This is a genomic window from Acinetobacter sp. EKM10A, assembly GCF_011075215.1.
GTDB classification, from domain to species: Bacteria; Pseudomonadota; Gammaproteobacteria; order Pseudomonadales; family Moraxellaceae; genus Acinetobacter; species Acinetobacter baumannii.
The window spans coordinates 33090-45700 of the sequence record NZ_JAALLK010000011.1 but is presented as its reverse complement, the minus strand read 5'-3'; the positions used below and the strand labels follow the sequence as shown (position 1 = coordinate 45700).

The 12611-nt window shown below is 40.9% G+C and carries 14 protein-coding genes; 3 read left to right on the top strand and 11 right to left on the bottom strand.

Annotated elements, in window-relative coordinates:
• Window positions 1-25 precede the first annotated feature (25 nt).
• Together adeT2 and G9371_RS13635 are read right to left on the bottom strand one after the other, a co-directional pair.
• Window positions 26-1012, bottom strand: a complete 987-nt coding sequence (gene adeT2 / locus G9371_RS13640) for a putative multidrug efflux protein AdeT2 (RefSeq protein ID WP_000712907.1) — start codon at window positions 1010-1012, stop codon at window positions 26-28.
• Between the two features lie 79 nt (window positions 1013-1091).
• Window positions 1092-1907: an NAD-dependent epimerase/dehydratase family protein gene (locus G9371_RS13635; RefSeq protein WP_000547774.1), complete on the bottom strand. Its 816-nt coding sequence runs from the start codon at window positions 1905-1907 to the stop codon at window positions 1092-1094.
• Between the two features lie 20 nt (window positions 1908-1927).
• Here G9371_RS13635 and recG point away from each other — a divergent pair, with 20 nt between their 5' ends.
• Both recG and G9371_RS13625 read left to right on the top strand, forming a co-directional pair.
• Window positions 1928-3973: an ATP-dependent DNA helicase RecG gene (gene recG, locus G9371_RS13630; RefSeq protein ID WP_000204961.1), complete on the top strand. Its 2046-nt coding sequence runs from the start codon at window positions 1928-1930 to the stop codon at window positions 3971-3973.
• Window positions 3966-4601, top strand: coding sequence for a ComF family protein (locus tag G9371_RS13625; protein WP_017815938.1), 636 nt, complete (start codon window positions 3966-3968; stop codon window positions 4599-4601). Before recG ends, G9371_RS13625 begins: the two co-directional genes overlap by 8 nt.
• 2 nt (window positions 4602-4603) lie before the next feature.
• Here G9371_RS13625 and G9371_RS13620 read toward each other — a convergent pair whose 3' ends face one another.
• The gene (locus G9371_RS13620) at window positions 4604-5005 is read right to left on the bottom strand and encodes an NUDIX hydrolase (protein ID WP_000849701.1); all 402 of its coding nucleotides are present in this window, start codon (window positions 5003-5005) and stop codon (window positions 4604-4606) included.
• Window positions 5006-5019: 14 nt separating this feature from the next.
• Complete coding sequence (locus G9371_RS13615) at window positions 5020-5601, bottom strand: TIGR00730 family Rossman fold protein (RefSeq protein ID WP_001084310.1); 582 nt, start codon at window positions 5599-5601, stop codon at window positions 5020-5022.
• Between the two features lie 157 nt (window positions 5602-5758).
• On the opposite strand from G9371_RS13615, the gene G9371_RS13610 reads away from it, so the two are divergent.
• On the top strand, window positions 5759-6772 hold the full coding sequence (locus tag G9371_RS13610; protein ID WP_000888321.1) for a CorA family divalent cation transporter: 1014 nt from the start codon (window positions 5759-5761) through the stop codon (window positions 6770-6772).
• Window positions 6773-6841: 69 nt separating this feature from the next.
• Here the strand turns inward: G9371_RS13610 and G9371_RS13605 are convergent, their stop codons facing one another.
• From G9371_RS13605 to G9371_RS13575, 7 genes are all read right to left on the bottom strand, one after another.
• Window positions 6842-7129 (bottom strand): lipid asymmetry maintenance protein MlaB, encoded by a 288-nt coding sequence (locus G9371_RS13605; protein WP_000250997.1) that lies wholly within the window; start codon window positions 7127-7129, stop codon window positions 6842-6844.
• Window positions 7130-7140: 11 nt separating this feature from the next.
• Window positions 7141-7782, bottom strand: coding sequence for a phospholipid-binding protein MlaC (locus G9371_RS13600; RefSeq protein WP_001093907.1), 642 nt, complete (start codon window positions 7780-7782; stop codon window positions 7141-7143).
• Between the two features lie 26 nt (window positions 7783-7808).
• On the bottom strand, window positions 7809-8489 hold the full coding sequence (locus tag G9371_RS13595) for an outer membrane lipid asymmetry maintenance protein MlaD (protein WP_000842362.1): 681 nt from the start codon (window positions 8487-8489) through the stop codon (window positions 7809-7811).
• The gene (mlaE, locus tag G9371_RS13590; protein ID WP_001091949.1) at window positions 8489-9265 is read right to left on the bottom strand and encodes a lipid asymmetry maintenance ABC transporter permease subunit MlaE; all 777 of its coding nucleotides are present in this window, start codon (window positions 9263-9265) and stop codon (window positions 8489-8491) included. The genes G9371_RS13595 and mlaE overlap by 1 nt, the downstream gene beginning before the upstream one ends.
• A complete protein-coding gene (locus G9371_RS13585) occupies window positions 9262-10080 on the bottom strand; it encodes an ABC transporter ATP-binding protein (RefSeq protein WP_002019647.1) in 819 nt (272 codons plus the stop codon). Before G9371_RS13585 ends, mlaE begins: the two co-directional genes overlap by 4 nt.
• Before the next feature lie 126 nt (window positions 10081-10206).
• A complete protein-coding gene (locus G9371_RS13580) occupies window positions 10207-10392 on the bottom strand; it encodes a hypothetical protein (RefSeq protein WP_000471151.1) in 186 nt (61 codons plus the stop codon).
• A gap of 91 nt (window positions 10393-10483) precedes the next feature.
• Complete coding sequence (locus G9371_RS13575; protein WP_000047395.1) at window positions 10484-12331, bottom strand: DEAD/DEAH box helicase; 1848 nt, start codon at window positions 12329-12331, stop codon at window positions 10484-10486.
• Window positions 12332-12611: the final 280 nt, after the last annotated feature.

The window sequence follows — 12611 nt, the reverse complement described above, 5'->3', positions numbered from 1 at the left end:
AAGGCAACTTAAGTTGCCTTTTATTTTATCTACTCATTGGACATTCAAAGTAACGCGGATCATCAATACAACGTAAGCGTTTCATTAGCTCCACAAAGTAGGCATCGTAATAACCGGAGCGAACATATTGATTGCGTATTTTTGCTACCATAATGTCATAGCTCTGCTTTTCGTAAAAAGAAACGTCAACCCAATAATAGGCTGGTAAATGATTTTCCCATTGTATAGCTCGATTTGTTAATAATTGACTATTTTGGACAAACCAAGCCCGAATTTTTCGTCCAAAGTTGGCTGGATAAGCTTGGGGCTTAATAATTATATTTACCCCGAAATACGCCAAAGGAAAATTAATCACCTGAGTATCTGGCCCAAAATCTTTCTGTAGGTTATAAGGCAAAAGACCATAAACAGGCGCTGGCATAATATCGATTTTATTTTGTTGAAACTGCGCAATCGCATTCGATAAATCAACATATACTGGCTGCGCACCTACACTTCTCACCAAAGCTTGTTGTGGCGGATTATTGGCCAGAACTCCAATTCGTTGACCTCTAAGCTGTGCCACTTTTGATATTTTTTTGGTTTTCATGACCATATTTGCAGTTCCAACCGGAATCATACCGACTGCTTCATAGTCTTTATTAATTAATCTTTTCTCAATTGTAGGATGATTTAAAAGCTGCAATAGATTTCGTGCAGTCCGGTTATTGGGTATAAGACCAATACCTGAGGTACTACCCATAAAATGATTATACTGATAAGTATTAAAGTTACTGGCTGCTAAGCCTGAGCATTTACCCTCATCAAAGGCTTGAATGGCTTGCTGCTCTTTTTGATAACTAACGACTTTGAATTTGACTTGATATTGCTGAGCATATAAACGAATGTCATTTAGTCGACGCGTAATATCCCCTTGGGTACCCGCTGGATCATATGCACACCACACCTGATCCCCAGCCCAACTCGTAACTGACGTTACACTCAAAAAGAGAGCTAAACAAAATTTTTTCACTTTTAACCTTTTTATCTTTATCGGCAATTTAACTGCCTCATCAGGTATTTCTGTTGTTATTTAAAGTTTAGTCTAAATTTTAATTTGTACCATGAGCATTTAAACATAATAAATAGTCATTAAAGCAAATTGGATGCTCAAGTTGAAAACCCGTCTCAAACAAATGTTTCGCATAAATTTTTTTGCCTGAAACATGAGCTGAATCTAAGGTAAGTAGCGGTAAATCTAACTGACTTTGAAACCACAGTAAGACTTCATGCAAAGGTACAGGTGCATTATTAGCAACAAGATAACTTTTATGGGGTTTTTCAAAATCGGCTAAAAATGCCAAAAACCTTGCCAAATCATCAATATGAATACGGTTACTATAGTGAATATTTGGATAGGTTTGCGTGTGCTCAGCCATTCGTTTTAGGCGATCAATAGAAGCCCCATAAATCCCTGTAGGACGCACAATCACGCACTGTGACGGAAAATACTTTTGCCATAGCAATTCCATATTGTGCAAGATATGCCCTTGGGCATCGTTTGGGTGAATCTCACTATGGTCATCAATTGTTTCACCAGAATTTTCACCATATACCCGCGTAGATGACACCACAATTAATCTTTTAACCGGATGCGATTTTAAAGCCTGACGAATAGGCTCAATACTATCCACATAAGTATGCTGATAACCTTCAACAGTACTATCGTCTGGAGAAAGTAAAATATACACTACATCTACAGGTGCAATTTCGCTTAAATCGAGCGTAAAAATATCCTGTACGAGATGTGTCCCATAAGGATCTGTCTTTTCACTACGGCTAATTGTGGTAATTTGATGTCCTTTCTCAAATAGTTGTTTAGCAACACGCTGAGATGTTTTACCATAACCGATAAATAATATATGCATAGAGAACTCGTTGAGGGGACATGACTTCAGTCCATCAGTTACAAGGCGTTGGATCGGCTTCAGCAGCCCTACTCGAAAAACTAAATATTTTTACCACAGATGATTTGCTGTTTCATCTGCCCCGTGATTATGAAGATCGCAGTACCATTATTCCTATGAATCAATTGGTGGTTGGTCGTAGTTATTTACTCGAGGGTGAAGTCAAATCTGTTGATTTCCCTCCAGGTAAACGTAAATCTATGGCCGCATTAATACAAGATGAATTTGGTAAGGTGACTTTACGCTTTTATCATATTTATAAAAATTTAACCGACAAAATAAAACCTGGTAACCGTTTACGTATTTTTGGTGAAGTTCGCGTAGGTGCGCGAGGGCTTGAGCTTTATCATCCAGAAATTCAACTTATTAATGAACATACACCACTACCAAAAACACAGCTCACTGCAATTTATCCAAGTACCGATGGCCTAACACAGGCTAAATTACGCGAATATGTTAAACAAGCGTTGAAGCATCATAGTGATGCTTTACCCGAGTTACTCCCTAAACAATATACAAATGGGTATGTACTCAAAGAAGCTTTACATTACATTCACGAGCCGCCAGTTGATGCCAATATGATCCAACTGGCTCAAGGCTCTCATCCGGCGCAGCAACGTCTTATTTTTGAAGAGCTGGTCGCACATCAAATTAGTCTTCTCACTCGACGTGCTTATATTCGTCAAATTGCTTCACCTGCTTTTCCGAGTAGTAAAGTGCTTGCAAAAAAGCTGCTAGAAGCTTTACCTTTTCAAATGACCAACGCACAAAAACGTGTATCAAAAGAAATTTTAAACGACTTAAAACAACATCAACCTATGCTGCGTTTGGTACAAGGTGATGTAGGGGCTGGAAAAACTTTAGTTGCAGCGGTTGCAGCATGTCACGCATTGGAAGCAGATTGGCAAGTTGCGTTAATGGCACCCACCGAAATTTTAGCAGAGCAGCATTATTTAAATTTTAAACGCTGGTTTGAACCTTTAGGTATTACGGTAGCTTGGTTGTCGGGTAAACAAAAAGGGAAAGCGCGGGCACACGCTGAGCAACAAATTAAAGAAGGCCATGCTGAACTGATTGTGGGTACTCATGCCTTATTTCAAGATAACGTTGAGTTTGCAAAACTAGGACTCGTGATTATTGATGAGCAGCACCGATTCGGGGTCGATCAACGATTAGCCTTACGTAATAAAGGCGCCGAACAGCTCACCCCACATCAACTGGTCATGACTGCAACGCCAATTCCTAGAACACTGGCAATGAGTGCTTATGGCGATTTAGATACATCAATTATTGATGAATTACCGCCAGGTCGAACTCCAATTCAGACCGTCACGATTCCGCTAGATCGTCGTGAAGAAGTACTGCATCGAATTGCTTCAAACTGCCGAGAAGGTAAACAAGCCTACTGGGTATGTACTCTGGTTGAACAGTCCGAAACTTTAGATGCTCAAGCCGCCGAAGCCACTTATCAAGAAATGAAAGAGCGCTTTCCTGAACTTAATATTGGTTTGGTTCATGGCAAAATGAAAGCCGATGAAAAACAGGCTGTCATGCAAGCATTTAAAAACAATGAACTACAGCTGCTAATTGCCACAACCGTTATTGAGGTTGGTGTAGATGTACCCAATGCGTCAATTATGGTCATTGAGAATGCTGAACGATTAGGGCTTTCACAGCTACACCAATTACGAGGGCGTGTAGGACGAGGTGCAAAAGCCAGTTTTTGTGTTCTTCTCTATAAACCACCACTTTCACAAAATGGGCAAGAAAGACTTTCAATTTTAAGAGAAAGTAATGATGGCTTTGTTATTGCTGAAAAAGATCTTGAGCTAAGAGGCCCGGGTGAGTTATTAGGAACAAAACAAACAGGTGATATGGGTTTCCGTGTCGCACGTTTAGAGCGAGATGATCATTTATTGAGTCAAGCACACTACGTTGCACAACAAGTTCTAAAAGATTACCCTGAGCAAGCTGATGCCTTATTGAAGCGCTGGCTTCCCGAAGCTCCTCGATACGCATATGTTTAAGTTTTTAAACCCACAGTATCTTTTTCAGTTGCTGTCCCCTTGCCTACTTTGCGAAATAGGAACACGGGAAAAATATTCTCTTTGTAAAGAATGCTGGGAACAGCTACCGTGGCTTAAGCAAACCGTTCAGCGCAATGATCAGTCTGTTCTTGTGGCCTGTCACTACGCCTATCCAATTAACCGGATTATTCAGCAGTTTAAATATGAACAAAAATTACATTACCAAACCTTACTCGCTGAAGTTTTACAGCAATTAAAATTTCCTAAGGTACAAGCGATTGTACCCATGCCTATTTCTAAACAACGTTTAACTGAACGTGGTTTTAATCAATCCTTATTACTCGCCAATCTTTTGAGTAAGCAATTAAAAATACCAGTTTGGCAACCTGTACAACGCTTAAATGAGCATTCTCAAAAGGGATTATCTCGACTCGAAAGATTTGAAAATATTGAACAGCAATTTGTTGCGCTCACTCAAGAAAAACGGCGTTATCGTCGTGTACTGATTATTGATGATGTAATCACAACAGGAAGTTCAATTCACGCTTTAAGTCAGGCGCTAAAACAGCTAGGGTGTACATCTATTCATGCCAGTTGCCTAGCTGCTGCTTCATCTACATCATATTAAAATTATAGAGTTATAGATAAGTTCTGCTCACACCACGGAATTACAATTTCTTTGGTTAATGGTGCGAGTTTTGTCTCGGAATCATTAAATTTCACCCACTTCATTTCAGCAATTTCAGCTGCAATTTGTGGGGATTGTTTTAATCGAACCAAATATAAATGGCTAATAAGCTTGTGATCCGGTTCATTGGCAGCTGCTGTCTCAAAACGCCCTATAAACTGTTCTATTACACACGGGCTGCCTATTTCTTCCAAGATTTCACGCTGTATAGCACTTTCCGGAGCCTCATTCGGCTCCAGTTTACCGCCTACCTGCATAAAAGCTTGTGTATTACGCTTTCTGACAAGCAATAATTCATTTTGTTCATTTAAGATCACCGCAGCGGCGACCGTAATTGTTTTCACCTATTTAACCTCATTTATGGTTGAACGTCGGCATTTGTCCATTTCGGAGCAGGAGCCTGATATTGCTCAAATTGTTGAAGAATATCTTCAATTTTGTCTGAGGCAATCAATTTATCAACAAACCGTGCTTGGCTAAATCCGTTATCTACAGTTCCTTGAATCATTTTAAGCAAATCTTCATAAAAGCCAGCTACATTTAAAAAAGCACACGGCTTTTGATGAATACCTAATTGTGCCCATGTCCATTGTTCAAAGATTTCTTCCAATGTACCTGCCCCACCTGGTAAAGCAATAAAACCGTCCGACAGATCTGCCATTTTGGTTTTACGCTCATGCATATTTTCGACGACATATAATTTTGTCAGTCCAGGATGAGCTAACTCGCGATCAACTAAAGCACGAGGAATTACCCCAATGACCTGCCCGCCGGCTTGCAAAGCACTATCAGCAACAACACCCATTAAACCAGAACGGCCACCGCCATAAACGAGTGTTTTACCTTGTTTAGCAATAGCTTCACCGGTTAATTGAGCAATTTGTTGAAAGATTGGGTTTGAACCAAGAGATGAACCACAGAAAATACAAATTGAATTCATAGTATAAAAACCGTTTTATTGAACTGTCATGCTGACAAACTAGACTATCGACAGAGTTTTTTTTTGCAAAATAGCGTATTGGCAAGTGTTTTTCGGCAAATCCTTGTCTAAAATACACCCATCAATTTCCATCAGACTGCGTAAGGAAAAAAGACACATGCTTGAAGCCTTTTATGCCACAGAACGCGGAAGTCTGGAAGATGCCACCATCAATGGTGGATTTGATCTACATCCCGAATTAGTATGGCTTGATCTTATTGCACCCTCTCAAGAAGAACAACAATGGGTCTTAGATGCTTACAATCAGAACTTACCCACACTAAAGTCATTAGAAGACATTTCATCTTCTGCTCGATTCTACCGTGATGATGACGGTATTTTGCATATCAGCACCTATTTTTTAACGAAAAATAAAAATTATCAGGTTGATGGGGATGCCGAAGATTCTTCCCATATGCTTGCCATGGTGCAGACTGTTGCATTCATCTTACATAAAGACCGCTTATTTACTTTACGTGGTGAAAAGTTAGTTGCCTTTCGTGCTTTTCGTGCTCGAGCTCGTCGTAATGACTACGAAATGGATTATAAAGATCCAACATGGATTTTATTGGGTTTACTGGAAGCAAAGCTAGATGAGCTTGCGGATATCTTGGAAGATATCCACAAGGATCTAGAAAAATACTCAACCGAGGTTCTCAATAACCATCAACGTGAACAGATTTTAGATCTTGATGACATGATTACCCGCTTGGCACAGCAAGAAGACATGCTTGGGAAAGCACAGCTCTGTTTAATTGATTTGCGCCGTGTTTTAACGTTCTTGTCTCGTCCACGTGCTTTAGGCAGTCATATCTACGATGCAGATATTCGAGAACTTAGTGAGGATGTTCGCTCGCTTGTCGAACATGATGCTTTCTTATTCCAAAAAGTACGATTCTTGCTTGATACAACGTCAGGATTTATTAACACTGAACAAAACGATACGATCCGTCGATTCTCGATATTACCAAGTATGTTGGCACCACCTATGTTGATCGCCAGTATCTATGGTATGAACACGGATGTACTTCCTTTCGCACACGGTACAACTAGCTTTATTATCGTTTTATTAATTATTATTGGTTTCTTTATTGGACCTATCATTTATTTCCGCTGGAAAAAATGGATTTAAAGAGATTACTCCCGCAAATTTTGTATATAAAAAAGCACCTAAATTTAGGTGCCTTTTTATCTTTGCTCATCAAACCAAATGTAGGTCTTCTTGCAAATGGCAGGCTTGAATGATTTTCAGCATCTTCTCCGGTACATTTTTAAAATGTAACCCAGACTTTTGTGGAGTTTGACGTAGCCATTGCACTAAAACAGCCAAGGCTAACGTATTACCATGCTCAAGCTGCTTTAAATCAACAATTAAAGGAAAGCTTGTTTGCTTTTTAATAATTGCCAATCCAGCTTGGTATTGTTGTTCAGCATTTTCAAAATCAATTTTGCCTGAAACAACTAACTCTTGGTTAAGATACTGAACCACTCTTCACCTACTTATTTTTGTTTATTCTGATTAACAGCAGCATCTGCATCAGGTTGGAACGTAGCAATTGCTTTATTCAAATCACCACCATTACGTTTCACAGTTGCAGCAAACTGGTTACGGAACTGCAATCCTAAATCAATACCAGAAACATTGATGTTACGGATTTTCCATTGCGAACCTTTGTCTGCCAACTGGAACGACACAGGAATTTTTTCACCATTGTGATTAAAATCTAAAGTCACAACAGGGTTTTTACCAGCTGTCGCCTTATATGGACGCATCGTGTAAGTTTGGTTTGTATACTTAGCAAATGCACTACCGTAATTCTCAATTAATGTATTACGGAAGTTCGTTTCAAACTGAGCACGCTGTGCAGCAGTACTATATTGGTTTGTTGCATAAGTACCCATCACAATACGAGTAAACGCTTGTGAATCAACATACGGGTCTAAGTTTTGGCGTACAATTGTTTTTACTAATGCTGGGTTATTTTGCAATTTAGCATGATCGGCTTTTAAACGAGAAATCAAGCCATCAGCAACACGCTTAATAAAGTCAGGTGGTGCTTCTGAAGGTGCAGCAAAAGCTGTACCAGCAATCATAGTAGACAAAATACTTGCTGTAAGGGTTTGTTTAAACAACGTATTCACCTGGAACCACTCCTTCAAATAATCTCTTACTCAACAAATGACGGCTGTGCACTGCTGTCAGTACTTGCAGGAGCTTTTTCTTCTGCTGAGGATGAACCAGCGGCAACCTTACCTGCGCCACCACCAGTAATAAATTTACTAATAAGATCTTCTAGATCCATCGTTCCTTGGGTATTAGAAATAGTATCGCCACGTTTAAGGTAGTTTAGACCACCACCCGGTACGATTTTTAAATATTTCTCACCCAATAAACCATTGGTTGCAACCATTATATAAGCATCTTCATCAATACTTGTGATGGAGTTCATGTTACTGATCAGTTGCTGTTCCATTGTTTTTTGTTGCGCTGGAGTCGCTTGCGTATAATCAGAACTATAACGTAATTCGTCTAAAGCATTTTTTTGAACTTCTTTTAACTGTTCAGCATTAAAGCTTGTCAGTTTTCCATCAAGATCAAAAGTAACCGTAGCCAAACGTGTAACCGGATCAAGCGTGATTGAATCAACGCGGCCAATTGTTACACCGCTCATCGTCACTTTAGCACGAGGCTTTAAACCATTAACGTTATCAAACTGAGCTTTCATGGTGTAGCCATCGCTCAAGTTCGTGCCCACTAAACCACTCACTTTCATTGCTAAAAAGAATAAAGCAATACCGAAGATAATGACAAAGATACCTACGGCCAGCTCACTAGTACGTGATTTCATTAAATCCCTCCGAACATGACCGCAGTCAACACGAAATCAAAACCTAAAACACATAATGAAGAATATACAACCGTGCGGGTCATTGCCGTTGCAATGCCTTCAGGTGTCGGATCACATGCATATCCTTGGAAAACAGCAATCCATGTACACAGCAAAGCAAATACAATGCTCTTAATAATGCCATTTACGACATCGTGGCCAAATTGAACATTATTTTGCATACCACTCCAAAAGGAGCCTTCATCAACGCCAAGAAAGTCAACTCCAACCAATTTACCGCCAACAATACCAATCGCAGCAAAAATAACGGTTAACATTGGCAAACTGACTATACCAGCCCAAAGACGTGGTGATACGATTTGCTTTAAAGGATCAACACCAATCATTTCCATACTGGCAAGCTGTTCACTTTGTTTCATCGAACCAATTTCAGCAGTCAATGCAGAACCTGCTCGTCCAGCGAAGAGCAAAGCTGCAACGACCGGTGCAAGCTCACGCAATAAAGTTAAAGACACCATTGTGCCTAGCATTGATTCACTACCAACATTGACTAATATTGAGTAGCCTTGCAATCCGAGTACCAGACCAATAAATAAACCTGATACCGTGATAATGAGTAAAGACATTACCCCTACACGATGCATTTGATAGACGAAACGTCCAAAACCGCCCGCTGAAGGTAATGAAAAAATAATCTGTAAGAGCATCAATGCCGCAACACCAATCCCTCGAATCCGCTCAATAACGAGTCTACCTAACCAGGCAATCGTATTCATGGACGAACCTCGTTATCTAAATAAGCTTGGTGGCTAAACTGGTATTCAACCGGACCTTCTGCCGAGCCGGTTAAGAACTGTTTTACAAATGGAGAAGCATAAGCTTGTAATTCTTCTGGCGTTCCTTCCCCTTGAATCTTCCCTTCCGCTACAACATAAATGTAGTCAGCAATAGATAGGGTTTCAGGAACATCATGCGAAACAATAATCGTTGTTAGATCTAAAGCTTCTCGCAATGAACGAATGAGACGTGTTAAAACACCCTTCACAATCGGGTCTTGCCCCGCAAAAGGTTCGTCATACATAATTAAATCGGGATCAAGCGCAATTGCACGAGCTAAAGCGACCCGTCGGTTCATACCACCTGACAACTCAGTAGGCATAAGCTGTTCTGTTCCACGCAAGCCCACCGATTCAAGTTTTAAAGCGACCAGTTCTGCAATGAGATTTTCAGAAAGCTTAGTATGCGCACGAATTGGAAAAGCGACATTTTCATAAACCGACATATCGGTAAATAAAGCTCCACTCTGGAACAGCATTCCCATACGCGCACGTGCTGCAAATAATTCCTGACGTGACATTTGAGCAATATCTTTGCCATCAAGCAAAACTTCGCCCTGATCGGGAACAAGCTGTCCACCAATCAAGCGTAATAAAGTCGTTTTACCTGTACCAGATGGTCCCATAATGGCCGTGATCTGGCCTCGACGTATATTTAAACTAATATTGTCATAAATGACGCGTTCCCCTCGGTTAAAACTCAAGTTTTTCACTTCAATCAGTGATTGAGTCGAGAGAGGAGTTTTATTATTCATAATGGCAATCATTCCTGCACTTTTATGCCCGCATACTATAACACTGAATTTTGGGAATCTTGTTGTAATTTTGACAAAAGCAAAACAAGCTAATATAGGAATATGAGCTAGATTTTGAAAAGAAATTTATTGATCGAGAACTTGAAACTGGTCTACGAAATGGCCAGTTAATAAAGCATAGGCAAAGTAGATTCCATTGCACAAAGCAAGTGCAATAAAAAGATATGGCAAACCACGTTGAAATAAAAATTTACTCAACCATGCCAAAGGCGACTCTTTTCGCTTACTTTTACGCATTATTACAATAAACATTGAACTGTTTCACACTTTGTTATTTTATAACAAAACTAAAAAATAAAAAAGGCCAGTATGTAAACTGGCCTTTTTTTAAATCTCTTAAAGATTAACGGTCGAATTTACGACGGCGCTCACCACGAGATTCTTGATTAAAGTGTTCTTCGCGAACTGCGCGACGTGGACGGTCTTCACCACCGAAGCTACGTTTTGGACGATCACCAAAACCACCTTCACGACGTGGACGATCTTCACCACCAAAGCTACGTTGTGGACGGTCACCGAAACCGTTTTCACGACGTGGTTTATAGTCTACGCGGTTACCACGATTGTCATCATTTGAATCAAAACGAGGCTTATCATTAAAACCACCTTCACGGCGTGGACGATCTGAGTTGAACTCGCGACGCGGACGATCTTCACCACCGAAGCTACGTTTTGGACGGTCTTCAAAACCACCTTCACGACGTGGACGGTCTGAGTTGAACTCGCGACGTGGACGATCTTCACCACCGAAGCTACGTTTTGGACGGTCTTCAAAACCACCTTCACGACGTGGACGATCTGAATTGAACTCGCGACGTGGACGGTCTTCACCACCGAAAGCAGGACGCTCACCACGAGGCTTATCATCAAAGCTACGACGTGGACGATCATCACGACCACCTTCACGACGTTTGAAGTTACCTTCACCCTCGAAACGACGACCACCACCGAAACCGCCACCACGACGACCATCACGGCCACCGTTACCACCACGACCGCCTTCACGACGTGGACGAGCTGGAGGTGGAGATGGCTCTAAACCTTCAATTTCAGAAACATTTAAACGAGCTTCTAAGTAATCTTCAAGCGCACGGATTTTACCGCGTTCACGATAAGTCGCTAAAGTAATCGCTTGACCTGTACGACCAGCACGACCTGTACGACCAATACGGTGTACATAATCTTCATGCTTCATTGGTAAGCCGAAGTTAATAACGTGTGAAATTGTTGGAACGTCAAGACCACGTGCAGCAACGTCAGTAGCAACTAAGATTTTCGCACGACCTTCACGAATACTACGTAAACGACGGTTACGAACTGTTTGCGGCATTGCACCGTGAAGTGCAACAACTGAATGACCTGCTTCTGCAAGTTCTTCAGCCAACATATCTGTATCTTCTTGTGTGCTCGCGAATACAACAGCTTGGTCAAGTGTTTCATCAGCCAACCAGTGAGTCAGAAGTTTCTTCTTGTGTTCGAAACCATCTGTCCAGTGTAAAGTTTGGGTGATGTCAGTATTGGTGCTGTGACCAGTTTCAATTGCAATACGCTCAGGTTCATTCATCATGCGCTCAGCAAGACGAATAATACGGTCAGCAAAAGTTGCAGAGAACATTAACGTTTGACCACGATTCGCAGCCAAATCACTGATCGCTTCTAAGTCTTCAGAGAAACCAAGGTCTAACATACGGTCAGCTTCGTCCACGATTAAAGCATCAACTTTGTCTAGCTTTAATTGACGACGGTTAACTAAGTCTAATAAACGACCTGGAGTCGCAACTACAACTTGAGCACCTTTAAGCTGCTGAATTTGTTTACCAAAAGGCATACCACCCATAATTGCAGCAATACGAACACCTTTCATGTGACGTACAAAAGCAATTGCGTCTTGGCTAACTTGTTGAGCCAATTCACGTGTTGGGCATAAAACTAAAATGCTAGGCTGAGTCACTGCTTTCATACGTTCTTTGAACGGAACGAAAGTATCTTGACCTGCCAAATTATGTAATGTCGGTAATAAGAATGCAGCAGTTTTACCAGAACCAGTCTGGCTAGAAACAAGAAGGTCTTTACCTTCTAAAGCAGCAGGAATAGATTGTTCTTGCACAGGAGTTGGGTTAGTAAAACCTAAACCTTCAAGAGCTTGTTGTAAGGTTTCGTGCAAAGAAAATTCGGCAAAAGTTTTGCTCATAGAGAGTTCCACCCCAAAGGGTGCTCCATTTTTAATAAATACAAATAGACATCGGCAAAAGCGGCAAAGCAAATATTAGCTGAATCTTATTATTCAGCAGCAATCCGAGTAACGACGATGTGGACTAAACGCACGCTTGATTACGGCCGCAACCTGAAGAATCGCTGAGCGATTGGGGCGCAAGAAATGGTCCTCTCTATGGACAGCGTGCGCTTACAATGAATAGAACAGAATGTTCAGGTAATGAACGGAAATTTAAGTGCGTGGGCGGATTATAGCA

What these genes read in the sequence shown, in the direction of transcription:
- G9371_RS13610 (WP_000888321.1), top strand. Translation starts at nt 5,759, where the DNA reads ATGCTTGAAGCCTTTTATGCCACAGAACGCGGAAGTCTGGAAGATGCC.
- recG (WP_000204961.1), top strand. Translation starts at nt 1,928, where the DNA reads ATGACTTCAGTCCATCAGTTACAAGGCGTTGGATCGGCTTCAGCAGCC.
- G9371_RS13575 (WP_000047395.1), bottom strand. Translation starts at nt 12,331, where the DNA reads ATGAGCAAAACTTTTGCCGAATTTTCTTTGCACGAAACCTTACAACAA.
- G9371_RS13625 (WP_017815938.1), top strand. Translation starts at nt 3,966, where the DNA reads ATGTTTAAGTTTTTAAACCCACAGTATCTTTTTCAGTTGCTGTCCCCT.
- G9371_RS13615 (WP_001084310.1), bottom strand. Translation starts at nt 5,601, where the DNA reads ATGAATTCAATTTGTATTTTCTGTGGTTCATCTCTTGGTTCAAACCCA.
- mlaE (WP_001091949.1), bottom strand. Translation starts at nt 9,265, where the DNA reads ATGAATACGATTGCCTGGTTAGGTAGACTCGTTATTGAGCGGATTCGA.
- G9371_RS13635 (WP_000547774.1), bottom strand. Translation starts at nt 1,907, where the DNA reads ATGCATATATTATTTATCGGTTATGGTAAAACATCTCAGCGTGTTGCT.
- G9371_RS13585 (WP_002019647.1), bottom strand. Translation starts at nt 10,080, where the DNA reads ATGAATAATAAAACTCCTCTCTCGACTCAATCACTGATTGAAGTGAAA.
- G9371_RS13595 (WP_000842362.1), bottom strand. Translation starts at nt 8,489, where the DNA reads ATGAAATCACGTACTAGTGAGCTGGCCGTAGGTATCTTTGTCATTATC.
- G9371_RS13580 (WP_000471151.1), bottom strand. Translation starts at nt 10,392, where the DNA reads ATGTTTATTGTAATAATGCGTAAAAGTAAGCGAAAAGAGTCGCCTTTG.